The sequence below is a fragment of the Kribbella solani genome, assembly GCF_014205295.1.
Taxonomy (GTDB): domain Bacteria; phylum Actinomycetota; class Actinomycetes; order Propionibacteriales; family Kribbellaceae; genus Kribbella; species Kribbella solani.
Genome location: NZ_JACHNF010000001.1, coordinates 7665816 through 7692113, shown reverse-complemented (window position 1 = coordinate 7692113; position 26298 = coordinate 7665816). Strand labels below are relative to the sequence as shown.

At 68.9% G+C, this 26298-nt stretch carries 28 protein-coding genes; 10 read left to right on the top strand and 18 right to left on the bottom strand.

Annotated elements, in window-relative coordinates; genetic code table 11:
* Positions 1 to 36: 36 nt before the first annotated feature.
* The 3 genes from HDA44_RS35735 to HDA44_RS35725 are packed head-to-tail and all read right to left on the bottom strand — an operon-like array spanning position 37 to position 4084.
* Positions 37 to 1110 (bottom strand): DUF917 domain-containing protein, encoded by a 1074-nt coding sequence (locus HDA44_RS35735; RefSeq protein ID WP_184844816.1) that lies wholly within the window; start codon positions 1108 to 1110, stop codon positions 37 to 39.
* Positions 1111 to 1156: 46 nt separating this feature from the next.
* Positions 1157 to 2725 carry a hydantoinase/oxoprolinase N-terminal domain-containing protein gene (locus HDA44_RS35730; protein ID WP_184842299.1) on the bottom strand — a complete coding sequence of 523 codons (1569 nt, stop codon included), beginning with the start codon at positions 2723 to 2725 and terminating at the stop codon, positions 1157 to 1159.
* A 12-nt stretch (positions 2726 to 2737) separates the two neighbouring features.
* Complete coding sequence (locus HDA44_RS35725; protein WP_184842296.1) at positions 2738 to 4084, bottom strand: purine-cytosine permease family protein; 1347 nt, start codon at positions 4082 to 4084, stop codon at positions 2738 to 2740.
* Between the two features lie 123 nt (positions 4085 to 4207).
* Between HDA44_RS35725 and HDA44_RS35720 the strand changes: the two genes are divergently transcribed.
* Positions 4208 to 4597, top strand: a complete 390-nt coding sequence (locus HDA44_RS35720) for a DUF6153 family protein (RefSeq protein ID WP_184842293.1) — start codon at positions 4208 to 4210, stop codon at positions 4595 to 4597.
* Between the two features lie 51 nt (positions 4598 to 4648).
* Entirely contained in the window at positions 4649 to 5266 is a 618-nt protein-coding gene (locus tag HDA44_RS35715; protein WP_184842290.1) for a DUF305 domain-containing protein, read from the top strand.
* A gap of 116 nt (positions 5267 to 5382) precedes the next feature.
* On the opposite strand, the gene HDA44_RS35710 is transcribed toward HDA44_RS35715, so the two are convergent.
* The 4 genes from HDA44_RS35710 to HDA44_RS35695 all read right to left on the bottom strand — a co-directional run bounded on the left by HDA44_RS35710 (position 5383) and on the right by HDA44_RS35695 (position 10249).
* Entirely contained in the window at positions 5383 to 7506 is a 2124-nt protein-coding gene (locus HDA44_RS35710; RefSeq protein WP_184842287.1) for a heavy metal translocating P-type ATPase, read from the bottom strand.
* A 104-nt stretch (positions 7507 to 7610) separates the two neighbouring features.
* Positions 7611 to 9191 carry an ABC-F family ATP-binding cassette domain-containing protein gene (locus tag HDA44_RS35705; protein ID WP_184842284.1) on the bottom strand — a complete coding sequence of 527 codons (1581 nt, stop codon included), beginning with the start codon at positions 9189 to 9191 and terminating at the stop codon, positions 7611 to 7613.
* A gap of 153 nt (positions 9192 to 9344) precedes the next feature.
* Positions 9345 to 9551, bottom strand: a complete 207-nt coding sequence (locus HDA44_RS35700; RefSeq protein ID WP_184842281.1) for a DUF6343 family protein — start codon at positions 9549 to 9551, stop codon at positions 9345 to 9347.
* A 26-nt stretch (positions 9552 to 9577) separates the two neighbouring features.
* Positions 9578 to 10249: a FadR/GntR family transcriptional regulator gene (locus HDA44_RS35695; RefSeq protein ID WP_184842278.1), complete on the bottom strand. Its 672-nt coding sequence runs from the start codon at positions 10247 to 10249 to the stop codon at positions 9578 to 9580.
* Between the two features lie 474 nt (positions 10250 to 10723).
* Between HDA44_RS35695 and HDA44_RS35690 the strand changes: the two genes are divergently transcribed.
* From HDA44_RS35690 to HDA44_RS35680, 3 genes are read left to right on the top strand one after another with little or no spacing between them, the layout of a single operon-like run.
* Positions 10724 to 14509, top strand: coding sequence for a multifunctional oxoglutarate decarboxylase/oxoglutarate dehydrogenase thiamine pyrophosphate-binding subunit/dihydrolipoyllysine-residue succinyltransferase subunit (locus tag HDA44_RS35690; RefSeq protein ID WP_184842275.1), 3786 nt, complete (start codon positions 10724 to 10726; stop codon positions 14507 to 14509).
* A 1-nt stretch (position 14510) separates the two neighbouring features.
* Positions 14511 to 14687, top strand: coding sequence for a DUF6104 family protein (locus tag HDA44_RS35685; protein ID WP_184842272.1), 177 nt, complete (start codon positions 14511 to 14513; stop codon positions 14685 to 14687).
* 25 nt (positions 14688 to 14712) lie between these two features.
* Positions 14713 to 14892: a hypothetical protein gene (locus HDA44_RS35680; RefSeq protein ID WP_238352626.1), complete on the top strand. Its 180-nt coding sequence runs from the start codon at positions 14713 to 14715 to the stop codon at positions 14890 to 14892.
* Between the two features lie 66 nt (positions 14893 to 14958).
* Here the strand turns inward: HDA44_RS35680 and HDA44_RS35675 are convergent, their stop codons facing one another.
* Positions 14959 to 15309 (bottom strand): ArsR/SmtB family transcription factor, encoded by a 351-nt coding sequence (locus HDA44_RS35675; protein WP_134109011.1) that lies wholly within the window; start codon positions 15307 to 15309, stop codon positions 14959 to 14961.
* Positions 15310 to 15423: 114 nt separating this feature from the next.
* Between HDA44_RS35675 and HDA44_RS35670 the strand changes: the two genes are divergently transcribed.
* Positions 15424 to 16656 carry a sodium:proton exchanger gene (locus tag HDA44_RS35670; RefSeq protein ID WP_184842269.1) on the top strand — a complete coding sequence of 411 codons (1233 nt, stop codon included), beginning with the start codon at positions 15424 to 15426 and terminating at the stop codon, positions 16654 to 16656.
* Positions 16657 to 16709: 53 nt separating this feature from the next.
* Here the strand turns inward: HDA44_RS35670 and HDA44_RS35665 are convergent, their stop codons facing one another.
* The 5 genes from HDA44_RS35665 to HDA44_RS35645 form a co-directional block, all read right to left on the bottom strand.
* Positions 16710 to 16940 (bottom strand): hypothetical protein, encoded by a 231-nt coding sequence (locus HDA44_RS35665; RefSeq protein ID WP_184842266.1) that lies wholly within the window; start codon positions 16938 to 16940, stop codon positions 16710 to 16712.
* A gap of 49 nt (positions 16941 to 16989) precedes the next feature.
* Complete coding sequence (locus HDA44_RS35660) at positions 16990 to 17286, bottom strand: WhiB family transcriptional regulator (RefSeq protein ID WP_184842263.1); 297 nt, start codon at positions 17284 to 17286, stop codon at positions 16990 to 16992.
* 94 nt (positions 17287 to 17380) lie between these two features.
* Complete coding sequence (locus HDA44_RS38800) at positions 17381 to 17884, bottom strand: GNAT family N-acetyltransferase (RefSeq protein WP_184842260.1); 504 nt, start codon at positions 17882 to 17884, stop codon at positions 17381 to 17383.
* Entirely contained in the window at positions 17885 to 18853 is a 969-nt protein-coding gene (locus HDA44_RS35650) for a zinc-binding dehydrogenase (RefSeq protein WP_184842257.1), read from the bottom strand.
* A gap of 10 nt (positions 18854 to 18863) precedes the next feature.
* A complete protein-coding gene (locus HDA44_RS35645; protein WP_202887756.1) occupies positions 18864 to 19235 on the bottom strand; it encodes a MerR family transcriptional regulator in 372 nt (123 codons plus the stop codon).
* A gap of 62 nt (positions 19236 to 19297) precedes the next feature.
* Here HDA44_RS35645 and HDA44_RS35640 point away from each other — a divergent pair, with 62 nt between their 5' ends.
* Positions 19298 to 20104, top strand: a complete 807-nt coding sequence (locus HDA44_RS35640) for an alpha/beta fold hydrolase (RefSeq protein ID WP_184842250.1) — start codon at positions 19298 to 19300, stop codon at positions 20102 to 20104.
* Here the strand turns inward: HDA44_RS35640 and HDA44_RS35635 are convergent.
* Positions 20008 to 21207, bottom strand: a complete 1200-nt coding sequence (locus tag HDA44_RS35635; RefSeq protein ID WP_184842247.1) for an NAD(P)-dependent malic enzyme — start codon at positions 21205 to 21207, stop codon at positions 20008 to 20010. The two genes, HDA44_RS35640 and HDA44_RS35635, sit on opposite strands and share 97 nt — an antisense overlap.
* Before the next feature lie 201 nt (positions 21208 to 21408).
* On the opposite strand from HDA44_RS35635, the gene HDA44_RS35630 reads away from it, so the two are divergent.
* The 3 genes from HDA44_RS35630 to HDA44_RS35620 are packed head-to-tail and all read left to right on the top strand — an operon-like array spanning position 21409 to position 23864.
* Positions 21409 to 22254: an ABC transporter substrate-binding protein gene (locus HDA44_RS35630; protein WP_184842244.1), complete on the top strand. Its 846-nt coding sequence runs from the start codon at positions 21409 to 21411 to the stop codon at positions 22252 to 22254.
* On the top strand, positions 22251 to 23075 hold the full coding sequence (locus tag HDA44_RS35625) for an ABC transporter permease subunit (protein WP_184842241.1): 825 nt from the start codon (positions 22251 to 22253) through the stop codon (positions 23073 to 23075). Before HDA44_RS35630 ends, HDA44_RS35625 begins: the two co-directional genes overlap by 4 nt.
* Positions 23076 to 23864 (top strand): amino acid ABC transporter ATP-binding protein, encoded by a 789-nt coding sequence (locus HDA44_RS35620; protein ID WP_184842239.1) that lies wholly within the window; start codon positions 23076 to 23078, stop codon positions 23862 to 23864. It abuts the gene before it with no gap.
* Between the two features lie 47 nt (positions 23865 to 23911).
* On the opposite strand, the gene HDA44_RS35615 is transcribed toward HDA44_RS35620, so the two are convergent.
* The 4 genes from HDA44_RS35615 to HDA44_RS35600 all read right to left on the bottom strand — a co-directional run bounded on the left by HDA44_RS35615 (position 23912) and on the right by HDA44_RS35600 (position 26218).
* Entirely contained in the window at positions 23912 to 24538 is a 627-nt protein-coding gene (locus HDA44_RS35615) for a hypothetical protein (RefSeq protein ID WP_184842236.1), read from the bottom strand.
* Between the two features lie 80 nt (positions 24539 to 24618).
* The gene (locus tag HDA44_RS35610) at positions 24619 to 25119 is read right to left on the bottom strand and encodes a twin-arginine translocation signal domain-containing protein (RefSeq protein ID WP_184842233.1); all 501 of its coding nucleotides are present in this window, start codon (positions 25117 to 25119) and stop codon (positions 24619 to 24621) included.
* A gap of 10 nt (positions 25120 to 25129) precedes the next feature.
* Positions 25130 to 25660, bottom strand: coding sequence for a hypothetical protein (locus HDA44_RS35605; protein WP_184842230.1), 531 nt, complete (start codon positions 25658 to 25660; stop codon positions 25130 to 25132).
* Positions 25661 to 25681: 21 nt separating this feature from the next.
* Positions 25682 to 26218, bottom strand: coding sequence for a MauE/DoxX family redox-associated membrane protein (locus HDA44_RS35600; RefSeq protein ID WP_184842228.1), 537 nt, complete (start codon positions 26216 to 26218; stop codon positions 25682 to 25684).
* Between the last annotated feature and the right edge of the window lie 80 nt (positions 26219 to 26298).

Here is a 26298-nt window from a genome sequence, read left to right as displayed (position 1 = left end):
CACCCAGCTCGTCGCCGCGGGCCTCGCTGCCCTTGCTCATACCGTCTCCAGGGCGCGGATCGGGTCCAGGTCGTAGCCGAAGTAACGCGGGCCGACCAGCTCGATGCCGGCCGGGGAGTGCCAGCGTTCGTCGGCCGGCGCGGCCAGCACGCTGACCCGGTGGCCGTACCGCAGCGACTCGGTCGTGATCGGCTCACCCGACTCGGTGTCGAGCACGATGATCAGATCCGGGGTGGTCGCGATCGCCGTCCCGTCGAGCTCCGCGACCAGGTGCTCGTTCTGGAACCGCAGCACCAGCAACCGGCCCTGCGAACCGTCCAGCCCGTCCACCGCCGCGTCACCACGGGCGAACCCGGTCGTCGTACGCCGCTGAACGTCCACGACCTTGCCGACGTGCAGCAGCCGTCCGCCGAGCTCGTCGACCACGGCCGCGACCGGATCGCCGTGCAGTTGCTGCGCCCGGTCGATCGCCTCGCCGATCGACACGCACTTGCTGAGCGTCCCGGCCACGAAGGACTCGCGTACCTCGGCGCCGGTCATCGCGTACAGCGAAACGATCGCCGAACAACCCATGTCGACCGTCGCCGAGCGAGCCAGCCGTTCGGCCCATTCGTTGGTGACCGTGTCGAAGACGCCGCGATTGCCCTTCTCGTCGACGATCGCCATCGGCGTCGCCTCGATCCCGGCGAGCGTCGGCAGCACCATCTGCAGTTCGGGGAACGCGCGGCCCATCCCGTCGCCGTCCACCAGCGGCAGACCGAGTTGCGCCGCGGCGATCACGGGCACGGTCGAGTTCACCCCACCGGCTTCTATACAGGCCAGGTGGGTCGGCGTCTTTCCGACGTACTTCGCGAGGGTCTGCACCGCGATCGAGATCTGATCGGCCGAGGGCAGCTTCTCCACCATCACCGTTGGCGCACCCATCATTGCCACCGGCAACACACAGGCGTCGTCCGGAAGGTCGCCGACAGCAACCACCTCGACCGGCCCGTGTTCCTTCAACGCCTGCTGTGCAAGCAGTCTGCCGATGTGCGGGTCACCACCCCCACCGGTACCCAGCACAGCAGCCCCACGAGCAAGCGCGCCCAGGTCCTCCGCCCGAAGCTTCATCACGTCCACTCCACTCCGGCAGCTATGGTCTGCAGGTCCGCGTCCATCACGCCTCCCCCAGTCGTAGGTCGCCGACTGCCTTGCAGCGGATTCGGGTCGCGTTGCCGGGGAGGTACGGGATCGGGACCTCATCGAAGTCGACGATCCGGACCGCCGCCGGGTCCGCGCCGGCCGCGATCGCGCGGTCCACGGCCTCCTGCCGCGCCTCGTCCACGACCGCGTCGCGCCGGCCCGGGTCGATCGCGTACACCCGGTCGACCTCGCCGCCGACCTGCGCGATCGCGGCACCGATCGCGTTCGCGACCGCGAAGTTGTCCGGCCGGTGCACCGCGAGACTGCCCGGCAGATCGTCCGGCAGCAGGATCGACCCACCACCGACCGCCACCACCGGCAGCGGGTCCGGCGACGTCCGCATCCGCTCCACCGCGTCCGCGATGTCCGCCGCGACCCGGGCCAGCGCCGCCTTCACCAACGTCGGATCGAGCTCGGCCACGGCTTCCGCCGAACCGATCTCAGCCCGGCCGGCGGCCACCGCGATATCCGTTGCCGTCAAGGTCTTCCCGCCGAAAACCAGCGCCTCCTCGGTCAGCCGGTACCCCACCGACCGCGGCCCGACCGTCACCAGATCATTGTCCGAGGCCACCAAACTTCCACCACCGATACCGATACTGAGCACATCGGGCATCCGGAAGTTGGTGCGTACGCCGGCCACGTCCACCTCGGTCGTCGCCTCCCGCGGAAAACCATGCGTGAGTACGCCGACATCGCTGGTCGTACCGCCGACATCGACCACCGCGCACGTGTCGAGACCGGACAGCAGCGCCGCCCCGCGCATCGAGTTCGTCGGGCCGGAAGCGAACGTCGCGACCGGGTACCGCCGGGCGAAATCCACGTCCATCAAGGTGCCGTCGTTCTGGCTCAGGTACAGCGGCGCGGAGATGCCGTGACCGGCCACCGCGCCGGACAGGCCGTCCACGATGCTCGCGGCCAGCTCACGGAGCGCGGCATTGATGATCGTCGCGTTCTCCCGCTCCAGCAACCCGATCCGGCCGATCTCGTGCGACAGCGAGATCGCCACCTCGTCGCCGAGCTCGGCGCGCAGGATCTCGGCCGCCCGGAGCTCGAACTCGTTGCTGACCGGCGAGAACACCGACGAGATCGCGACCGACCGGACGCCGTGCGCGACCATGTCGGCGGCGTGCCGGCGCAGCTCGTCCTCGTCCAACTCGGCGATGTGCCGGCCGTCGAACTCGTGGCCGCCGTGCGCCAGGTAGCTGCGGCCGCTGATCGCGCCGACCAGCCGCTCCGGCCAGTCCACCAGCGGCGGCAGCGAAGCCGTCGCGGGCAGGCCGAGCCGGAGCGCGGCCGTCGGCGCCAGCCGCCGGGCCTCGACCAGCGCGTTGATGAAGTGCGTGGTGCCGATCATCACTGCCTGCACCTGCGCGGGGTCGAAGGATCGCTCCGCCTGCAGCCGGTCCAGGGTGTCGATGATCCCGGCGGTCACGTCCGCGCTGGTCGCCGACTTGTTCGCGGCCAGCACCCGTACCTCGGTGCCGGCGCCGTCGAGCAGCACGGCGTCGGTGTTGGTGCCACCGACATCGATGCCGATTCGCATGGGATGGTCCTCTCAGCTGGTCGCGGGTACGGCGTTCACGTCAGGGGTCTCGCTCTCCATCGTCCGGCTGGTGCCGATCCCGCGGATCAGCCCGAGCTTGCCGGCCACCACGTACGCGAGGAAGCCGACGACGAGCGAGTTGATACTCGGCAGACCCCAGGTCACGTACTTGCCGATCAGGGCCGCGCCGATCCAGATCACGATCGTGGCCGGTACCCAGGTCGGCGCGGTCGCGGGCAGCGCGCCGGCCGCCCGGGTCGCGTCCAGCTCGGGGCGCCAGCGCTTCACCACGAAGTACTCGGCGACCATGATTCCGGCGATCGGCGGGAAAGCGACGCCCAGTACGGTCAGGAACTCGGTGAACTTGTCGAGGATGCCGCCGGCCGCGAGCACGCTGCCGAGGACGCCGACCACCAGCGTCACGACGGCCCGGTTGACCCGGCGGCCGAAAACGGTGCCGATGAAGTTCACCACGCCGAGCCCGGAGCTGTAGAGGTTCCAGTCGTTGATCTTGATCGTGCCGAGGATGATCACCAGCGTGCCGACCCAGCCCACCGACGAGGTGACGATGGTGATCACGTTGGCCGAACCGATGGCGTGCGCGAGCAGTACGCCGACCAGGCCGATCACGTACTCGCCGAGCGTGATGCCGAGCAGGGTCTGCTTGACCACGTCACCGACCGAGCGGTTGAAGCGGGTCATGTCCGGCGTGATCACGGCACCGACGATGAACCCGCCGGCCACCAGCGTCGTACCCGCCAGCAGGCTCAGGTGCGGGCCGGCCGGGGCCGCGTTCACCAGCGTGCCGAGGCTGTGGTTGCCGAGTTCCTTGATGATCGACCAGCCGACCAGCAGCAGGAAGGCCGGTACGGTCACGTACGCGACCCAGGCCATCGAGTGGAAACCGCGCAGCACGACCAGCGTCACCGCGAGGCCGAAGACGAGCGACCAGCCCCAGGTCGGCAGGACGCCGATCAGCTGGCTCAGACCGGCCGCCGACACCGCCGACTGAATCCCGAACCAGCCGATCAGGCTGATCCCGATCGCCAGCCCGATCAGCGACGACCCGGCCTGACCGAACCCGGTCCAGCGCGCGATCACCGAGGTCTGCAGACCCTCGCGGGCGCCGATGACGCCGATCAGGATCGCGACCAGTTCGAGGATCACCGCGCCGAACGTGAGCGCCCAGAACGCGCTCCAGAAACTCATCCCGAACCCGAGCGTCGCGCCGAGCAGGAACTGACTGAGCGCCGAGATCTGCCCGAACCGCTGGGTCGCCACCGACCACCACGAGTACCGCGCCGAGTCGGGCACCCGGGCGAGCGCGTAGTCGTCCGCACCAACAGATGAACCGGCCATGGGAAACCTCCAGCCCTGGGATTTCACCGAACGTACGACGGTCGCGCCCCGGCCTCACCGTCCAGTGTGCACACTCTTCGGGTACTGACTGTGCAACCCGCCCAGCTCGGTACTCTTGTCGGGATGGCCGGTTTGCTGCATGGATGCGGAGCGCGACTGCTTCGGCTACTCGGCGTACTCCTCGTGGTCGCCGGTGTCTTCGGCATGCACGGGCTGACCTCGCACCACGACGCCGCGATGGCGGTACCAGGCGCGCCGATGGTGATGCCGATGGAGCACACCCGGCCGTCCGTCGTACAGATCGTGCCCGCCGACGAGATGGACGGCATGGGCGGCGCCTGCATGGCCGTACTGACCGGGCTGGCCCTGGTACTCGCGCTGCTCCTCGGTCTGCGCAGCCTGCTGGTCTGGCGGGTGATCGGTGCACCGGTCCGCCGGCTGCCCCGCGTATTGGGTGAGCGATCGCCGCCGTCGGGGCGGATGTTGTCGTCGTTGGGAGTACTGCGGATATAGGCCGACGTGCGCCTTCTTCCGCTGTATCCACACGACAACCCAAGGAATGTGATGACGCACGTCTTTCGTACGACCGCGGTTTCGGCTGCCGTTCTGACCGCGGTACTCGGCCTGGCCGGATGTGGTGGCTCGGACCCGATGCCGGGGATGAACCACGCGAGCCCAAGCCCATCGGCCACCGGATCACCCTCCGCGGCGGCCGCGTTCAACACCGCGGATGTCGCGTTCGCGACCCAGATGATTCCGCATCACCAGCAGGCCGTCGAGATGGCCGACCAGGCGTTGCGGAAGGCAACGACCGCTGACGTGAAGAAGCTCGCGACCGCGATCAAGGCCGCGCAGGCACCGGAGATCGAGCAGTTGTCGGGCTGGCTCAAGAACTGGGGTCAGCCGGTGCCGACGCCCGGGATGCACAGCGGGCATGCGATGACCGGGATGATGACCGAGCAGGAGATGCAGGACCTGTCGAAAGCCTCCGGCACCATGTTCGACCGGATGTGGACCGAGATGATGATCAAGCACCACCAGGGCGCGATCACGATGGCCAAGACCGAGCAGACAGCGGGCAAGGACACCGCCGCAATCACCCTGGCCAAGCAGATCCAAACAGCTCAAACCACTGAAATCACCACTATGCAACGCCTACTCGGCCGCCTGCCCGCGGCCTGATGAAACCGGCAGCTCGACAGGAGGTGTCTGGCGCCTGCTAGTGCACCTGAGCGTGGATTTGTCCGCGCGTACGGTGTCTCGCTGGTGCACTACCTGTCGAGCTGCCGGTCATCCCACTACTTGACCAGCCGGTCCGGTGCGAGGTTGAGGCGGCGGAGCAGCTGGGCGTTGAGCGCCACCACGATGGTGGAGATCGACATCAGCAGCGCGCCGGCGGCCGGGGAGACGACCACCCCGGCGAAGGCCAGGACGCCGGCCGCGAGCGGGACGGTGATCACGTTGTACCCGGTCGCCCAGACCAGGTTCTGCCACATCTTCCGGTAGCTCGCCCGGGACAGGTCGATCACCGACAGCACGGCCCGCGGGTCGTCGGCGGCGAGCACCACCCCGGCGGACTCGATCGCCACATCGGTACCGGCGCCGATCGCGATCCCGACCTCGGCCCGGGCCAGTGCCGGCGCGTCGTTCACGCCGTCGCCGACCATCGCGACCTTCAGGCCCCGCGCCTGCAGCTCCGCCACCTTGGCGTCCTTGTCCTGCGGCAGCACCTCCGCGAACACCTCGTCGATCCCGAGCTCCTTGGCGACCGCGTCGGCGACCTGATGCGCGTCACCGGTGATCATCGCGACCTTCACGCCCCGCTCGTGCAGCGCCTTCACCGCCTGCCGGGATTCCTCCCGTACCTCGTCCTCCAGCGCGACCGCGCCGAGCACCTGACCGTCGCGGACCACGTGCAGTACAGCGGCGCCACGCGCCTTCCATTCGGTGACGCCGGCCGCTAGCGCGGCCGGCTCGGTCAGACCGTTCTCCCGCAGGTACGCCGGTCCGCCGACCGCGACCTCCGCGCCGTTCACGACCGCCTGCACGCCCCGACCGGTCAGCGACCGGAACTCGGAGGCGACAAGCTTGCCACCGGCACCTTCCCCGGCCCCGACCCGCGCACCGACGGTCTCGGCCGCCTGCGCCCGGACGATCGCCTTGGCCAGCGGGTGTTCGCTGTCCGCCTCGACCGCCGCGGCCAGTGCCAGCAACTCGTCCGGCGAGATCGCCTCGACCGTGGCCACCCCGGTGACGGCCGGCTCACCCTTGGTCAGCGTGCCGGTCTTGTCGAACAGCACCGCGTCGATGGTCCGCATCCGCTCCAGCGCCAGCCGGTTCTTCACCAGTACGCCGGCCTTCGCCGCGCGCTCCGTCGAGATCGCGATCACCAGCGGAATCGCGAGTCCCAACGCGTGCGGGCAGGCGATCACGAGCACGGTCACCGTACGCGTGACGGCCTCGTCCAGTTTGCCGAGCACGGCCCAGACCGCGAAGGTGATCAGGCCCGAGATCGAAGCGAAGTAGAACAGGAACGCGGCCGCCCGGTCCGCCAGGGCCTGTGCCCGGGACGACGACGCCTGCGCCTCCGCGACCAGCCGCTGAATCCCGGCCAGCGCGGTGTCGTCCCCGACCGCGGTGATCTCGACCCGCAACGCGTTGTCGGTGGCAACGGTTCCGGCCACGACCGAGTCGCCGACCGCACGCGACACCGGGCGCGATTCGCCGGTGATCATCGACTCGTCGACCTCGGCCTGCCCGTCCACCACGGTTCCGTCGGCGGGTACGCGGCCGCCGGAGCGCACGAGTACGACATCACCCGCGCGCAGCTCGTGCAGTGACACCTCGACCACGCCGTCGTCGGTCACCTTCTCGGCGGAGTCGGGCAGCAGCGCGGCAAGCGCGTCGAGCGCACCGGACGCGGCGCCGAGCGCGCGCATCTCCAGCCAATGCCCGAGCAGCATGATCACGATCAGCAGCGCGAGCTCCCACCAGAAGTCCAGGTCGAACCCGCCCAGCTTCAGCGTGGTCACCCAGGACGCCACGAACGCGACCGTGATCGCCATCGAGATCAGCAGCATCATCCCGGGCCGGCGGGACTTCAGCTCACTCCAGCCACCGGTCAGGAACGGCTGCCCGCCGTACAGGAAGATCGCCGTACCGAGCACCGGCGCGATCAGCCCGGACCCCGGGAACTCCGGCGGCATGTACCCGAGCAGATGCGCGAACATCTCGCTGAAGAACACCACCGGCACCGTCAGCACCAAGCTGATCCAGAACCGGTCCTTGAACTGCGCCGCATGGTCCCCATGCCCACCGTGACCGCCATGACCCGCGCCGTGACCGGCGTGCCCCTCATGCCCACTGGCCGCGCCGTGCTCGTGTTGCGCGGCGGCGTGCTGATGCCCCTCGTGCTCGTTCATGCCCTGAAACATACCCCCTAGGGGTATCTAATTCAAGCCCACGACCAGAACACGCCCGGTACCCCCGCGGCGCGGGACGTACCAGGCGTGCTTCGGCCGAGTGGTTACAGCGGGTCGATCGTGCCCAGCGAGCCGGGCGTCAGCTCCACCCACCGGGTGATGCCGATCTCCCGCAAGAACGGCAGATCATGGCTGGCGATGACCAGCGCGCCGCTGTACGAAGCGAGCGCGTCCTTCAACTGCGCCACGCTGGACAGATCCAGGTTGTTCGTCGGTTCGTCCAGCATCAGCAACTGCGGTGGCGGCTCGGCCAGCAGCAACGCGGCGAGCGTCGCCCGGAACCGTTCACCACCGGACAACGTACTCACCAACTGATCCGCCGCCCGCCCCCGGAACAGGAACCGGGCCAGCCGCGACCGCCGTTCCTGATTCTCCGTACCCGGCGCGAGCAAGGCGAGGTTGTCGACGACCGAGAGCTCGTCGCGGAGCAGATCGAGCCGCTGCGGCAGATACCGGAACGGCACCGCCGGCAGTTCCCCCGCCACGATCGACTGCAGCAACGTCGTCTTTCCGGCACCGTTCGGCCCGGTCAGCGCGATCCGTTCCGGCCCGCGGATCTCCAGGTCGACGCGCGCTCCGGTACGAAGGACGTGATCCTCCAACCGCAGCACCACCCGCCCGGTCGGCACCGCGGTCTTCGGCAGATCGACCCGAATGGTGTCGTCGTCGTGGACCTTCTCCTCGGCGTCGGCAAGTGCTTCCTGCGCCGAGTCGAGCCGCTCCGACTGCATCCCGAGGTGCTTACCGGCCGACACCTGCGCCGACCGTTTCAGCCCGCCCGCGACGATCTTCGGAATCCCGCCCTGCTCGAAGGCACGTTGCCCGCGAGCCCGGCGCTGATCCATCTTCATCCGCGCCTCGACCAGGTCCTTCTTCTGTTTGCGTACGTCCGCCTCCGCCGCGCGCAGCATCCGCTCGGCCGCCTCCTGCTCGACCGCGACCGCCTCCTCGTACGCCGACAGGTTGCCGCCGTACCAGGTGACGTCGCCCTTGCGCAGGTCGCCGATCTGGTCGACGCGGTCCAGCAGGTCGCGGTCGTGGCTGACGATCAGCAACGCGCCACGGAACTGGTCGACGGCGTCGTACAGGTGCCGCCGGGCCCGCAGGTCGAGGTTGTTGGTCGGCTCGTCGAGCAGCAGCACGTCCGGGCGCCGCAGCAGCTCGGCCGCCAGCCCGAGCAGGATGGTTTCGCCGCCGGACAGCTCGCCGACGCTGCGATCCAGGGCGATCGCGCCCAGACCGAGCTTGCCGAGCAGCGCCTCGGCGCGTTCGTCGACGTCCCAGTCGTCGCCGACGATGCCGAAGTTGTGCTCCGAGGCGTCGCCGGACTCGATCGCGGTGATCGCCCGCCGGACCGCCTCGATGCCGAGCGCCTGGTCGACCCGCAACGAGGTGTCGAGGGTCAGGTCCTGCGGCAGGTACCCGAGCTCACCGGCGACCCGGATCGCACCGCGCTGTGGAGTGAGCCGGCCGGCGATCAGCCGGAGCAGCGTGGACTTGCCGGCGCCGTTGCGGCCGACCAGTCCGGACCGGACCGGGCCCGCGACGAACGTCAGCCCGTCGAACAGCACCTCGCCGTCCGGCCAGGCGAAGGAGAGGTCGGTACAGGACAGGGAAAAACTCATCAGCGTTGAACTCCCAACGAGGTCTCAAACGAGACCGCGCACCGGATCGGTGGCGATCGATCGACTGAAGAAAGACCTCGGAGCTACAACGTGGACCCCTGACGCCGGGAATGGGACGCCGCCCAGAATACGGTCCGTGGTGGACGCCTTCAACTACTTTTCGGCGAGCTTGCGGCGGGCAACGACCACCAGGTCGACCAGGGCCACCGCCGCCAGTACGCCGAACGCGATCACCCAGCCGCCGGGCAGCTCGAGCACGGCGGCCAGGATCGCGGCCGCGATCCACAGGCACAGGCCGAAGGACGCGAGCACGATCCGCAACGTCAGCGCGCTCCGCGGTGGAGGTGGCTGGTTCGCCATACCTCCCTTGTACCCGTGCCGTACCCCTAGGGCGCTTTGCGCAGCCAGGTTTCGACGCCGGCGATGTGCGCGGTCATCCAGGCCCGGGCCGCCTCGGCGTCGCGGGCCTCGATCGCGTCCAGGATCGCCGCGTGCTCGGCGAGGGTGCGCTCGACCGCGCCGGCCTGGGTGACGCCGCGCCAGATCCGGGCCCGCTGGGTCGCGCCGGAGATGCCGTCCAGGAGCGAGCAGACGACCTGGTTGCCGGTCGCCGCGGCGATCCCGTGGTGGAACCGCAGGTCGTTCGCGACGAGTTCCTCGACCGTCGCGTCCGGTGCCAGGTCGCTGGTCAGCACCCGCAGCGCGGTGATCTGTTCCGGGCCGATCCGGGTCGCGGCCAGCGCGGCGACGCCGGGTTCGAGCAGCCGGCGTACTTCGAAGAACTGCAGGATCGAGTCGTCCCGGTGCAGATCGACCATGAAGTTCAGCGCGTCCAGCAAGTGCGCCGAGTCGAGGCTGGTCACGTACGTGCCGTCGCCGTGGCGGACGTCCAGCACGTTCACCAGCGTCAGCGCCTTCACCGCCTCGCGCAGCGAGTTCCGCGACAGACCCAGCCGCGCCGCGAGATCCGCCTCCTTCGGCAACCGATCCCCCGGCCCCAACTCACCCGAGGTGATCATCCCCTTGATCTTGACGATCGCCTCATCCGTCAACGCCATCCCGCCAGTATGCCGCGCGACGCGTCCGCCGGCTCGCGAACCGGTGAAGGCCAATCGGCGTCGAGTGGACTGATCCGCTGGCGTGACGTTGGCCACACCTTGGGGTGGAGGGTGACGTCACGGTGTGCGAAGGTGCGGGTGCGGACGGTGGGCGGTTACGCTCAGGCGGTATGACCGGAGAGCGGGCCGGAGCAGCCGGAAAGCCACCCCTGCAAGGCGTCCCGGAGCGTACGCCGTTGCGCTCCGCACCTACCTTTCGGGAGCGGACCGGATGTGGCCTGAAACACCTTTGCCAGCAGTGTTTCAGCCGCGGATGCGCCCTCGCGCCGAGGCCTGACCACCCGACACACTGGTCCGGTGGTCCCGAGCTGTGGAAGTGGTCCGCCTGCTATTAGCCTTTGCTTGGGGCACCACCCATAACATCTGAATTACCCACGTGCTACCGGACCGAAATCGGAAGAGGCGAACTGCCAAGTGGCCACCGAGCCATCAGACACCAATCCCCTAGCAGCCTTCGGTGCGAACGAATGGCTGGTCGACGAGCTGTACGAGAAGTACCTGCAGGACCCGAAATCGGTGGATCCGGCGTGGTTGGACTTCTTCAAGACGTACAAGCCTGGTGACGCGGCCCCAGGTGACAGCTCCCCGGCCGACGCGCCCCGGCCGGACGCGGTGTCCGACAACAAGACCCCCGAGGCGCCGAGCCGCGGCAGCGCGCCGTCCGTGCCCGCCCCGAACGCCCCGGCCGCCGCGACGCCGGCCCCGGCGACGCAGGCTCCCGCCAAGCAGCCGCCGGCCCCCGCGGCCAAGCCGGCGGCCCCGACCGGAGGCACGGTGAACCAGCCGCCCAGCGCCACGCCCAAGCCCGCCGCCGCTCCGGCCGCCGCGGACCCGGCCGGCGAGCGGCTGATCCTGCGCGGTGCCCCGGCCCGGACCGCGCAGAACATGGCGACCAGCCTCACGGTCCCGACCGCGACCAGCGTCCGCCAGGTGCCGGTGAAGCTGCTGATCGACAACCGCATCGTCATCAACAACCACCTGAAGCGTGCCCGCGGCGGCAAGATCTCCTTCACGCACCTGATCGGCTGGGCGCTGGTCCGGGCGCTGAAGACGCTGCCGGACATGAACGCGTCGTACGACGAGACCGACGGCAAGCCGACGCTGGTGCACCCGGCGCACATCAACCTCGGTCTGGCCATCGACATGCAGAAGCCGGACGGTACGCGGCAGCTGCTGGTGCCGTCGATCAAGGCCGCCGAGGACATGTCCTTCGCGGACTTCTGGATGGCGTACGAGGACATCGTCCGCCGGGCCCGGGACAACAAGCTGGCGCTGCCGGACTTCCAGGGCACCACGATCAGCCTGACCAACCCGGGCACGATCGGCACCCAGCACTCGGTGCCGCGGCTGATGACCGGCCAGGGCTGCATCATCGGCGTCGGCGCGATGGAGTACCCGCCGGAGTACCAGGGCGCGGCCGACGAGACGATGGCCAAGCTCGCGGTCAGCAAGGTGATGACGCTGACCTCGACGTACGACCACCGGATCATCCAGGGCGCCCAGTCGGGTGAGTTCCTGCGCCGGATCCACCAGCTACTGCTCGGCGGCGACGGGTTCTACGACGAGATCTTCCAGAGCCTGCGGATCCCGTACGAGCCGATCCGCTGGGCCGCCGACCTCCCGCACAGCCACGAGGAGGACATCAGCAAGCAGGCCCGGATCCTGGAGCTGATCCACGCCTTCCGGGTCCGCGGCCACATCATGGCCGACACCGACCCGCTGGAGTACAAACAGCGCAGCCACCCGGACCTGGACGTCGCCACCCACGGCCTGACGCTCTGGGACCTGGACCGCGAGTTCGCCACCGGCTCGTTCGGCGGCGGCGACCGGCGGTTCATGAAGCTGCGCGAGATCCTCGGCATCCTGCGCGACTCGTACTGCCGGACCACCGGTATCGAGTACATGCACATCCAGGACCCGGAGCAGCGCAAGTGGCTGCAGGAGCGGATCGAGCGGCCGCACACCAAGCCGCCGCGCGAGGAGCAGCTGCGGATCCTGGCCAAGCTGAACGAGGCCGAGGCGTTCGAGACCTTCCTGCAGACCAAGTACGTCGGTCAGCGCCGGTTCTCGCTGGAGGGCGCGGAGACCACCATCCCGCTGCTCGACGAGCTCTGCGAGGAGGCGGCCGGCGCCGGGCTGGACGAGGTCGCGATCGGGATGGCGCACCGCGGCCGGCTGAACGTGCTGGCGAACATCGTCGGCAAGTCGTACGGCCAGATCTTCCGCGAGTTCGAGGGCAACATCGACCCGCGGACCGTGCAGGGCTCCGGTGACGTCAAGTACCACCTGGGCGCGGAGGGCGAGTTCGTCTCCGAGTTCGGCGACAAGATCAAGGTGTCGGTGGCGGCGAACCCGTCCCACCTGGAGACCGTCGACCCGGTGCTCGAGGGCATCGTCCGGGCCAAGCAGGACATCCTGGACCGCGGCGCCGCGTTCCCGGTGCTGCCGGTGCTGGTCCACGGCGACGCCGCGTTCGCCGGTCAGGGCGTGGTCGCGGAAACGCTGAACCTCTCGCAGCTGCGCGGGTACCGGACCGGCGGCACGATCCACGTGATCGTGAACAACCAGGTCGGCTTCACCACCTCGCCGGCCTCGTCCCGCTCGTCCATGTACTCCACCGACGTCGCGCGGATGGTGCAGGCACCGATCTTCCACGTCAACGGTGACGACCCCGAGGCCTGCATCCGGGTCGCGGACCTGGCCTTCGAGTACCGGCAGGCGTTCAACAAGGACGTCGTCATCGACCTGGTCTGCTACCGCCGCCGCGGTCACAACGAGGGCGACGACCCGAGCTTCACCCAGCCGCTGATGTACGACCTGATCGAGCAGAAGCGCTCGGTCCGGAAGCTGTACACCGAGGCGCTGATCGGTCGTGGCGACATCACGATCGAAGAGGCCGAGCAGGCGATGCAGGACTTCCAGCAGCGCCTCGAGCGGGTGTTCGCCGAGGTCCGGGACGCCAAGAACGAGCCGGACACCCCGCCGCCGTACGTGACGGCGCCGGAGTACCCGAACAAGCCCGAAGGCCCGGACGCGACCGCGATCAGCCGCGAGGTGCTGAAGAAGATCGCCGACGCGTACACCACGCTGCCGGAAGGCTTCACCGTGCACCCGAAGGTGCAGCCGCAGCTGCAGCGCCGGGCGCACGCGATCACCGAAGGCCCGCTGGACTGGGCCAGCGCGGAGATCACCGCGTTCGGTTCGCTGCTGCTCGACGGGCGGCCGGTCCGGCTGGCCGGTCAGGACAGCCGCCGGGGTACGTTCGTGCAGCGGTTCGCCGCCGTCATCGACCGGGTCAACGGGCAGGACTACGTCCCGCTGCAGCACCTGGACGAGGAGAACCAGGGCAACTTCTACGTGTACGACTCGCTGCTCAGCGAGTACGCCGCGCTCGGCTTCGAGTACGGGTACTCGGTGGCGCGGCCGGACGCGCTGACCCTGTGGGAGGCGCAGTTCGGCGACTTCGTCAACGGTGCTCAGTCGGTCATCGACGAGTACATCTCGTCCGGTGAGGCGAAGTGGGGCCAGAAGTCCGGCGTCGTACTGCTGCTGCCGCACGGCTACGAGGGCCAGGGCCCGGACCACACGTCGGCCCGGATCGAGCGGTTCCTGCAGCTGTGCGCCGAGGACGCGATGACGGTCGCGCAGCCGTCCACCCCGGCGTCGTACTTCCACCTGCTCCGCCGGCACACGCTCGGCGAGGAGCACGTGCCGATGATCGTCTTCACGCCGAAGCAGCTGCTCCGGCGCAAGGAGGCGGTGTCGCAGCCGGAGGAGCTGACCCACGGCACCTTCCGGCCGGTGATCGGCGACGCCGAGGCGGAGGCGAACCCGGGCACCGTCGAGCGGGTGATCCTGGCCTCGGGCCGGATCGTGTACGACCTGCTCGCGGAGCGGAAGAAGGTCGAGCCGGACAAGATCAGCACCGCGATCCTGCGGGTCGAGCAGCTGTACCCGCTGCCGCACGAGGAGATCGTCGCCGAGCTGGCCAAGTACGGCAACGCGACCGAGGTCCGCTGGGTGCAGGACGAGCCGGCGAACCAGGGTCCGTGGCCGTTCATGGCGCTGAACCTGACCGAGCACCTGGGCGGCAAGCCGTTCTACCGGGTGTCCCGGCCGGCCATGTCCGCCCCGGCGGTCGGCTCGCACGGCGTCCACGGCGCCGAGCAGGCGACGCTGCTGAAGCAGGCGTTCAGCTGACGTGTACTTCACCGACCGAGGTATCGAGGAGCTCGAGAAGCGCCGTGGCGAGGAGGAGATCACCGTCTCCTTCCTCGCCGAGCGCCTCCGCGAGTTCGTCGACCTGAACCCCGAGTTCGAGACCCCGATCGAGCGCTTCGCCACCTGGCTGGCCCGGTTGGACGACGAGGACGAGTAGCACACCGTCTGAGTACGCTGAACGAATGCCCTTCGCCACGCACCCCGTACGCCGGGTCGCCGCCGCGAAGGGCATTCGCTTGTCCGGCGACTGGCCGTACAACATCCCCGCCGTCCACCAACTGCTGACCGACGGCCTGGACCTCGACCCCGGCGTCACGTTCCAGCAGCCTCGCCGTCGTCGAGGTTCGCACCACGTGGGATGAGCTGGAGCTGGTGCGGAACTGGCGGGCGTACCTTCAGGCGCCGGGGCGGTACCTGCGGCACGTGCTCTAGTCCGTGTGTGGTGGCCGCGTACGGCGGGGTGGGTCCGGGGCGAGGGAGCCGTCGGGGGCGATGTGTTCGAAGATCTGGTCGACCAGGTTGAGTACGTGGGGGTCGTCGACGGTGTAGATGTGCCGGCGGCCTTCGCGGCGGGCGGTGATGATGCCGGCCAGGCGGAGTTTGCCGAGGTGCTGGCTGGCGGTGGCGATACTCACGCCGACGCGTTCCGCCAGGGTTCCGACGTCGTACTCGCCCTGTGCGGCCAGTGACACCAGGTGCAGCCGGACCGGAGCGGAGAGCATGGCGAAGGTGCCCGCGGCGGAGTCGAGCTGCGCCTTCGTCGGTTCAGGGTTGGTCATCGCGCAGTCATTGTGACCGGTGGAGCGGTCTCCGGACAGCGCGCCGGGCCGTGGTGAGCACGGTCTCACACTTTCGCAATTGCGAAAGTATCAAAACGGTGGCACGCTGGAGACATGTTCCGAGCCCTCCGCCCCGTGCTGTTGCTGCTGCTGGCGGCGATCCCCGCGGTCGCCCTCCGGCTCACCGGCACCCACCCGCCGGCGCTGGCCTCGATCGCGATCTTCGGCCTGGCCGTGGTCGCCGCGTCGTTCGTGCTCGCCTGGGCCGCGGAGGCGGCCGAGATGGACATCTCCGGCGGGCTGGCGATCGCGCTGCTGGCGGTGATCGCGGTCCTGCCGGAGTACGCGGTGGATCTGTACTTCGCGCACACCGCGGGCTCGAACCCGGACTATGTCCAGTACGCGGCCGCCAACATGACCGGGTCGAACCGGTTGCTCCTCGGCCTCGGCTGGTCCAGCGTGGTCCTGATCAGCCTGTACATCGCCTCCCGGCGCAGCGGGCGTACGGTCAAGGCGCTCGTGCTCGAGTCGGGCTACCGCCGCGAGCTGGGCTTCCTCGCGGTCGCCGGCGTGGTCGCGTTCGTGATCCCGGTGGCCGGCGAGATCCACCTGGCGCTCGGCGTCCTGCTGCTCGCCTTCTTCGCGTACTACCTGTTCCGCGCGGCCACCTCGGACCACGACGACGAGCCCGACCTGATCGGGCCGGCGGCGACCATCGGCGCGTTGCCGAAACTGCGGCGCCGGATCACCGTGACCGCGATGTTCCTGGTTTCGGCCGGGGTGATTCTCGCGGCCGCGGAGCCGTTCGCCGACTCGCTCGTGCAGGGCGGTCAGGCGCTCGGGATCGACCAGTTCCTGCTGGTCCAGTGGCTGGCGCCGCTGGCCTCGGAGGCGCCGGAGTTCATCGTCGCGATCCTGTTCGCCTGGCGCGGCAAGGGCGCGGCGGCACTCGGCCTGCTGATCTCGGCGAAGGTGAACCAGTGGACGCTGCTGATCGGCAGCCTCCCGATCGCGTACGGCATCGGTGGTGGCGGCCCGGCACTGCACCTGGACGGCCGGCAGATCGAAGAGTTCCTGCTGACCGCCACGCAGACCCTGCTCGGTATCGCGATCCTGCTGAACCTGCGCTTCCCGCGCTGGGCGGCGTGGACGTTGCTCGGCCTGTTCGCGGTCCAGTTCGCCGTACCGAGTCAGACCGGGCGGTACGTGATCAGCGTGATCTACCTGCTGCTGGCGATCGGTGCCGCGATCCACAACCGCAAACAGTTGATCCCGACGATCACGGCACCTTTCCGGCGTACGCCCCAACCGGTCACCGCCCCGGCCGAAGAGCCGGTCAAGGTCTGATCTTCGGAACAAATCCGGCAAACTGTCGCCGGATTTGTTCCGAAGAGCAGGGGTCAGCGCCCGACCGTGGGGCCCTTCGTCCAGCCCGAGTACGACCGCAAGCCCTTGGTCTGCCCGGTGCTGTTCTCATCAGGGCTGTTCGGGTACCTGCGGGTGCCGTCCGCGTTGGTCGGCAGCGGCGGGGTCTTGGCAGCCCCTTCCGACAGTTCCTTGGCCAGCCGCGCTGCTGCCTCTTCCGGCTCCGGGCTGGTACTGCTGCTCTCGTCGGTCACTGCGCTCCTCACACGAATTTACGGTATTTCGGCGCGCAACTTATCAGACCGGCGGGGTCGGCTAGCTTGCCTGCTGTTCGTCGATCGGTGGGCGGGCGCGGCGTTCCTGCGGGCCGGGGCGGCCGCGGCGGCGGCCGGAGAGGAACTTCTCGCCCGCGGCGGTGCCGGTGAACTTGGTTCGGCGGGCCCATTCGCGGCACTGGTCGATCACCGGGCAGGAGGTCAGGCAGGTCGCCTGCGCCTTGCGCTGCTCCCAGGTACTCGCCGTCTCGTCGTACGACGGCGCCTGTCCGATGCACGCGGCCTTCGTCATCCAGCGGTCGGCCGGGTCAACGATCACCGTCAAAACAGGCCTCATGGGCTCATCTCCTCATCGATCGGGCGGATCGGTGAGTACAGCGTGTACCCGGCGCGTTGCCCCGCCGCGACGCCCATGTTTCAGCCGTGAAACGTCAACTCCGGACCAGCCGGATCTCGCCCAGGTCGAAGTAGTCGTCGTGATGGGTCGCCCCATCCGGCACGAAACCATGCCGGCGGTAGAACCCCAGCGCCCGCTCGTTCCCTTCGAACACCCACAAATACGCGGCCCGCTCACCAACAGCAACCTCCAGCAGCCGCCCGCCCAGCCCGGTCTTCCAGAACGCCCGCCGGGTGTAGATCGCCTCCAGCTCGAACGGCACCGGCGAGTCTTCGTCCCGCCCTGGTCCGATCCCGACGAACCCCGCGACCTGGTCCTCGATCGGCGCGTCGGGGTCCGGGTTCAGTGCGATCCAGCGCGTACGCCCGGCGCCGAGCGGGATCGACCAGCGCTCGATCCGGCGCGCGATGTCAGAGGTCCGCTCGAGCAGCAGGTCGTCCGGCGCGAGGCCCGCGTATGCCTCGCGCCAGGAGAGGAGGTGGCACCAGGCTCCGGCTTCCGCGTCGGTGGGGGTGAACGGGCGGATCTCGGGTTGCACTCAGACAGTAAAGACGATCTTGCCGAAGACGTCACCGGCGTTCATCCGGGCAAAGCCGTCCCGGGCGTCGGCGAGTGGCAGGACCGTGTCGATGTGCGGCGCGATGCCCGCGTTCGCCATGAACTGGACCAGCTCCGCGAGCTCGGCGCGGGTACCCATCGTCGAACCCTGCACCCGCAACTGCAGGAAGAAGATCCGGTTCAGCTCGGCCGACATCGGCGCCTGGCCGCTGGTCGCGCCGGAGATCACCAGCGTGCCGCCCTGCTTCAGCGACTTCAGCGAGTGCGACCAGGTCGCTTGCCCGACCGTCTCCATCACCGCGTCGACCCGCTCCGGCAACCGCGCGCCGGACTCGAACGAGTCGTGCGCACCGATCTCCAGCGCCTTGGCCCGCTTCGCCTCGTCACGGCTCGTCGCCCAGACCCGAATCCCGGCGGCGCGCGCCAGCGTGATCAGCGCGGTCGCGACCCCACCACCCGCGCCCTGGACGAGTACGGTGTCGCCCGGCTTGAGCCCCGACTGGGTGAACAGCATCCGGTACGCCGTCAGCCACGCCGTCGGCAGACACGCGGCCTGCTCGAAACTCAGCCCGGCCGGCTTCGGTACGACGTTCCGCGCCGGTACCGCGACCTTCTGGGCGAGCGTCCCCTGGTACCGCTCACTCAGCAACGAGCGCTTCGGGTCGAGCGTCTCGTCGCCCTTCCAGGCCGGGTCGGAGATCACCGCGTGCACGACCACCTCGTTGCCGTCCGGGTCCACCCCCGCCGCGTCACACCCGAGGATCATCGGCAGACTCTGCTCGGCCAGCCCGACGCCCTTCAGGGACCAAAGGTCGTGATGGTTCAGCGCGGTCGCCCGGACGTCGATCGTCACCCACCCGTCCGGCGCCTCGGGCTCCGGCCGCTCCCCCACCTCCAGCGCGGCGATGGGGTCGTCGGCATCGAACTTGGCGGCATAAGCAGCAAGCATGCAGACCACCTTAGAGCGCGGTCAGCAGGCTTTCAGTTACCGAACTCACCACCGGCTTGGCGAGCACGCTGTCGAGCAGCCGCCGTGACTCCTCCAGCACGTCGATGGAGGCGCTGATCCGGTTCCGTTCCTGGTTCAGCTCGGCGAGGACCATCGGGCAGGTCGGCGCGAGTTCCGCCGTCACACACGGCAGTACCCGCGCGATCGTCGCCGTGGAGAGCCCGGCCGCGAGCAAGGCCCGGATCCGGACCACCAGCTCCACGTCGGTCTCGGCGTACTCGCGGTACCCGCTGGGCAGGCGCTCCGGGCGGAGCAAGCCCTGCTCTTCGTAGTACCGGAGCAGGCGCTCGCTCACTCCGGTCCGGGCCACCATCGCCTGCATGCGCACCTTGCCGACCTCCGCGACTTGACTCTGACACCAATGTCGGAGTTTAGCCTCGGTTCATGACGACGATTCTTCTGGCCCACGGTGCGGGCGGCGGCATCCAGGCCAACTACGCGGCGCTGATCGAGAACCTGTCACCCGATCACACCGTCATCGGGCTGGACCTGCCAGGAACCGGTACGGCAGCACGCCGGTCCGAGCCGTTGACGGTCGACGGGCTCGCCGACGAACTGGTCGCGGCCGGCGCCGGGCACGACCGGTTCGCGATCGTGGGGTACTCACTGGGTTCCGCGCTCGCGATCCGCGCCGCCGTCCGGCACCCGGACCGGGTCAGCGCACTCGTACTGACAGCGCCGTTCGCCAAGCCCACCGCACGGTTCACCTTGCTCGTACGGCTCTGGCGCGAGCTGCTCGGCAATCCGGAGCAGCTCGCCGCTTTCGGTCATCTGCTCGCCGCCGGTACGCCGTTCCTCGACCGCTTGACCGAGCCGGAACTGGCCGCGTCCTTGGCGAACGGCGGCTCGCCGCCCGGAACCGCTGACCACCTCGATCTGATCGACACGGTCGATGTCCGCGCCGACCTGGCCCGGATCACCGTACCCACGCTGGTCATCTCGACCAGCCACGACAACATGGTCACGCCGTACCACCACCGCGAAGTAGCGGACGGCATCGAATCCGCGGCGTACGCCGAGCTGGCGTCCGGGCATCTGCCGTTCGTGGAGGCCCCGGACGAGTGGATTCGGCTGATCCGGGGCTTCCTCGACGATCAGTCCCGGGTGACGCCTTCGGCAGCTGCCGCGGCGGCGACCGCGTCCGCGACGGCCGGGGCGACGCGGGGGTCGAAGGGAGACGGGATGATGTAGTCGGCGCGCAGGTCCGCGGGGCTGATCAGGCCGGCCAGGGCATCGGCGGCGGCGAGTTTCATGCCTTCGGTGATCCGGGTGGCGCTTGCGTCGAAGGCGCCCCGGAAGATGCCGGGGAAGGCCAGCACGTTGTTGATCTGGTTCGGGAAGTCGGAGCGGCCGGTCGCGACCACGGCAGCGTGCCGGTGGGCGAGGTCGGGGTGTACCTCGGGGTTCGGGTTGGCGAGCGCGAAGATGATCGCGTCGTCGGCCATCGAAGCAACGGCCTCCTCCGGGACCGTGCCGCCGGAGACACCGAGGAACAGGTCCGCTCCGGCCAGCGCGTCGGCCAGCCGGCCGGACAGACCGCCGGTGTTGGTGTCGCGGGCCAGCGACAGCTTGACCGGGTTCAGGTCGGGACGGTCCTCGTGCAGTACACCCTTGCTGTCGACAACGGCCAGGTCGCCGACGCCCGCCTGCAGCAGGATGCGCGCGCACGCGACCCCGGCCGCGCCGGCACCGGAGATGACCACCCGGATGTCCTCGATCTCCTTGCCGGTCACCCGGAGCGCGTTCCGCAGCGCGGCCAGGACCACCACCGCCGTACCGTGCTGGTCGTCGTGGAAGACCGGGATGTCCAGCCGCTCCTTCAGCCGGCGCTCGATCTCGAAGCAGCGCGGCGCGGAGATGTCCTCCAGGTTGATCCCGCCGAACGACGGCGCCATCCGGGCGACCGTCTCGACGAACTCGTCCACGTCGGTGCAGTCCAGCGCGATCGGTACCGAGTCGACGCCGCCGAACTCCTTGAACAGCAGGGCCTTGCCCTCCATCACCGGCAGCGACGCGACCGGGCCGATGTCGCCGAGGCCGAGCACCGCGGTGCCGTCGGTGACGACCGCGACCACGTTCGAGGTCCAGGTGTAGCGGCGGGCCAGCGCCGGTTCGGCGGCGATCGCGGTGCAGACCCGCGCCACGCCCGGGGTGTACGCCTTGGACAGGTCGTCGGCGTCCTGGACGTGGATCGACGAGCTGACCTCGATCTTGCCGCCGCGATGCAGTTCGAAAACCGCGTCACCGGCGTACGCATCGGTGGGAACGACTGATTCAACAGCTTGGGCGACCATACGGGGACCCTTCGAGGGAAAATCGAGCGGAGGTTGCGGTGGTGGGCGTTCGATGAGGGTGCGTCGAACGCGCCGTTGCCAGGGGGTCACCCGTCCGTACGAGTAAACCACAGAGCCGACTGGTCTGTTGTGATGGGTCACACAGGCACCGAGGTGTGCCAGGATTCTCGGATTCACAACCCCTGTCGAGGAGAATCCGCGATGAACATCGTCCCCTCTCTCCGTACCCGCCGAGCACGGGCACTCACCGCCTCGGCCGCTGTCCTCGCGCTCACGCTCACCGCGTGCGGTGGCGGTTCGGGCAGCAGCAGTGGCTCCGAGGACAAGGCGAAAGCGGCCGGCATCACGCTGGTCAAGCCCGGAAAACTGACGATCTGTACGCATTTGCCGTACAAGCCGTTCCAGTACAAGGACGGCACCAAGGTCGTCGGCTTCGACGTCGACCTGCTCGATCTGGTCGCCAAGGACCTCGGCGTCGAACAGGACGTGGTGAACATCGAGTGGTCCCAGGTCACCTCGGGCGCCGCGTTCCAGGCGAAGAAGTGCGACATGGGCATGGGCGCGATGACGATCACGCCGGAGCGCCAGGCCGCGATCAGCATCACCGACCCGTACATGGACGCGACCCAGGTGCTGATGACGAAGAAGGACTCGGGGATCAAGTCGCTGGCCGACCTGAAGGGCAAGAAGCTCGGCGCCCAGGCGGACACCACCGGCAAGAAGTACGCGGACGCGAACGCGGCCGCGAACGGGTACACGGTGATCCCGTTCAACGACCTGGCGCTGCAGGAGAACAACGTCAAGTCCGGCCGGGTGGACGCCGCGATCAACGACAACGGCGTGCTCTACGACTTCGTCAAGGCGAACGACGACATGGCGGTGGTGGCCGAGTTCCACACCGGCGAGCAGTACGGGTTCGGCGCGCTGAAGGACGGCAGCGGCCCGAAACTGGTGGCCAAGTTCAACGAGCTGCTGACCAAGGCCAAGTCGGACGGGAAGTACAACGAGATCTACAAGTTGTGGTTCGGGGTTGAGCCGAAGAAGTGAGTACCTCGACCGGAACCACCGTTGAGCGGAAGGGGCTGAGCCCGCGGCAGCGGGCCCGGCGCTCCCGCTGGATTCAGTACGCGATCCTGATCGTACTGGTCCTGGCCGCTGCCTTCAGTGCGAACTGGGGCCAGATCGGCAGCGTGTTCTTCAAGCCGGAGTTCATCAAGTCCACCTTCACCGACGGCGTCCTGAACGCGCTGGTGAAAACGCTCGAGTACACCGCCGGCGCGTTCGTGATCGGGCTGGCCGGCGGCACGCTGCTGGCGTTGATGAAACTCAGCCAGGTCGGTCCGTACCGGTGGATCGCGACCGCGTACATCGAGTTCTTCCGTGGCCTGCCCGCGATCGTGGTCTTCATCGCGTTCAGCCTGCTGCCGCTGGCGTTCCCGGGGATGACGATTCCGTGGGATCCGTACGGCGTGGTCTGGCTGGCGCTCGGGATCGTCGCGTCGGCGTACATGGCCGAGGTGATCCGGGCCGGGATCCAGGCGGTGCCGAAGGGACAGGTCGAGGCGGCCCGGTCGCTCGGGATGCCGGCCGGGCTGGCGATGCGGAAGATCGTGCTGCCGCAGGCGTTCCGGATCGTGCTGCCGCCGCTGACCAACGACCTGATCCTGCTGGTGAAGGACTCGTCGCTGGTGTTCATGATCGGCGTCGCCGCGGACGGGTACGAGCTGACCGGCTTCGGCCGGGACCTGGCGAACACGGACTCGAACCTGACCCCGATCGTGGTCTGCGGCTTCTGCTACCTGGTGATCACCCTGCCGCTGGGCATCCTGGCCCGCCGGCTCGAAGCCCGGACAGCGAGGACCCGATAAATGGCCAACCTGAATACCTCCCCCGCCCCACCACCCCAGTCGGTAGAAATCAAGGACCTGCACAAGTCGTTCGGTAACAACCACGTCCTGCGCGGTATCGACTTCACCGTCGAGCAGGGCGAGGTGGTCTGCGTGATCGGCCCGTCCGGATCGGGCAAGTCGACGCTGCTGCGGTGCGTGAACCTGCTGGAGCAGCCGCAGCAGGGTCAGGTGTTCGTCCGCGGCGAGGAGATCACCCACCCGGACTGTCACCTGGACGCGGCCCGGCAACAGATCGGGATCGTCTTCCAGCAGTTCAACCTGTTCCCGCATCTGTCCGTACTCGGGAACTGCACGGTTGCCCAGCGCACCGTCCTGAAGCGCACCGCCGACGAGGCGGAACGGGTCGCCCGGGCCAACCTGGAACGTGTCGGGCTGAGCGACAAGATCGACGCGTTCCCGGCCCAGCTGTCCGGTGGCCAGCAGCAGCGGGTGGCGATCGCCCGCGCGCTGTCGATGGACCCGGCGCTGATGCTGTTCGACGAGCCGACCTCCGCGCTCGACCCGGAGCTCGTCGGCGACGTACTGACGGTGATGCGCAAGCTCGCCCTGGACGGGATGACGATGCTCGTGGTCACGCACGAGATGGCCTTCGCCCGCGAGGTGGCGGACCGGGTCGTGTTCATGGACGGCGGCGTGATCGTCGAGCAGGGCCCGCCCGCGGCGGTGATCGGCGACCCGAAGGAGGAACGCACCCGGACGTTCCTGCGCCGCGTCCTCGATCCGACCCACGTGGAACAGACCAGCTGAAATCCGAGCGGTGGCACCGGACGGTGCCACCGCTCGACCCATGGCGCTCAACCCACCGCGATCAGGACCAGTGTGACCACGTTCAGCGCCAGCAGGATCGACGCCACCCGGTACACCGGCTTGACGAACCGGGTGATTGCCTCAAGCAACCAGCCTGGCTCGATCGAGGTGTCCTCCGGCCCTTCCCGGGGCGGTACGCCCAGGACCGCGATCGCCACCGGTACGACGAACCCGAACGCGTACGCCGCGCCGGCCCACCACGGCAGCAGTCCCAGCGCCACCAGGCCCAACGTCGCCCAGGTCGCGGCGCTGATCCGGAACGTGGTGACCATCAGCCCGGTGTCCAGGCCCCAGATCAACGCGCCCCGAACCGGCCCGAACAGGTAGAACACCCGCTGTGGAGTCTGCCGTTGCAGCATCGGCGGTTTGAACCTGAACAGGTCACCGTTCACCACGAAGCACGCGGTCAGCAGTACGGCTGCCACGCCCGCGCGGGCCGGCTGCCCAAGACCGAGCACCGTGGTCAGGACGTGACCGAGCAGGAACACGACCGCCGTCATCAGCAGTGCCGACGACAGGAAGCCGACGGCCAAGGTAGCTATCGACCAGCGCCCGGCTGGCCGGTCGTCGGACTCCGACTGGGCCACCGGCCGGAGGTAACCGACGAACGACATGCCTCAAAGACTGAACAGCTGGGCGAATCCGGCCAGTACCGGCAGGCCGAACATGCCGAGGACGAACAGCGGATGCATGTTCACCGATGGCGGACCGCGAACACTTCGGGGTGGGCGTCGACGTAGTCCGGTGCCGGCGCGGACGGATAGGTGCCGTTGTTCCAGGTGGCCAGCTCCGCGGCATCGGCGGTGGCGACGCCGCTGGCGCAACCGGACACGCAGGTGTTCGGCGCCGTCGTCCAGCCGGCCGAGCAGTAGAACGGGCCTTGGCCACAGCTGCTGCCACCCGTGCATTCGCCACACGCGTACGTACGCGAGCCGCTGCAGCAGCACCATTGCCGCATCGTGCCGCGGGTGCAGTAGTACGAGCCGGACGAGTTGATCGGGCAGTTCGGCTGACCGAAGTACAGGTTGCAGCACCGCCAGGTCGCCTGTGGGGAGGCCATTGCCTTCTGGCCGGTTTCGACCAGGCCGGCCGCTCCGGCCACGACGGCCATGCCGACCTTGCTCACCCCGCCGAGAAATCCGCGCCGTGTCGTTCCGTCGGCTGATGTCCGGCGGACACCTCTTGCTGGTTTCATACCGTTCTCCTCAACTGATGGATTTCGCCGCCCGGCGAGGCGGCAGCGTGCGGAGGTGGCGTACCGACGGCACCGTCTGCGCGGTGGTGAGCCGGCCGTCCTCGACGAACACGGCGGACGGGGTCACGTCGAGCCCGAGCCGGTTCGTGGTCAGCTCGCCGAGGTCGACGCTGATCCGGTCGCCGCGCAGCTCGTAGTGATCGACGAACTCCCGCGCGTCCCCGGTGACCGGGACGACGAGCAGCCAGATCCCGTCCGGCAGCCGCCCGCCGCGCAGGGTGGCGGCGAGCGTCTGACAGGTCGCGCATTTGTTGGACAGCAACAGGACCGCGCCGGTCTCGACGTGGTCCAGCTCCTTCGGCAGCCCGACCTCGCTGGGCCTGGCACCCGCGGCCGCCAGCTCGAGATCGGTGACTTTGTCCTCCAGATCAAGGAACTTCCGCAGTTGCTTGACCTGCTCGAACAGTTCGATCTGGGCGCCCAGCAGGACGAACGCCATCGCGATCAGCAGGCAGACGACGATCAGCAGTACGGTGACCATCCGATCCCCCTATCGTGTTCGTCAGGTCAGTGCGACCCGATCGGCTCGTACGTCGCGTAAGAAGGCAAGGTTGCGCAGCAGCCGGACGGCGAAGCCGGCGGTCAATGCTCCGGCCAGCACACCCAGACCGCCTTGTACGTTTCCGTTCACATCAACGAGCTGCGCTACCGCGAGGGCGATCAACCAGCCCGGCAGGGCCAGCAGCTGGCGCTTGCCCAAGGTCCCCTGCCCGTCGCCGAAACAGGCGCAGCGAACGTGCAGCTTCGCCGTCAGCGCGCGCAGTCCGGCGAGTGCGAAGCCGATCGCGAGCAGCGCGGCGCCGACCCGCGGCCAGGCCGCGCCGGCGGCGACCAGCAGGCCAGTGCCGAAGGTCAGCTCGGCGGTGATGACGATCCAGGCGACCTGACGCGCGGTGCGGCTGGGCGCACCCAGCCGGGCGATCACCTGGGCCGGCGTTCCGGGCCGACGGAGCTTGGCGAGGCCGGCAAACAGCAGCAGGCACGCGGGAATCGTCTGGGCGACCCATCCGATCAATGCGATGCCATCCAGGCCGTGCATGGCTGCCCCCAGGTCGTCTCACGTGGTGACTGTCCGCGCTCACTCCATTACGCGAGAATGGAACGGCAGTGCATGAACCG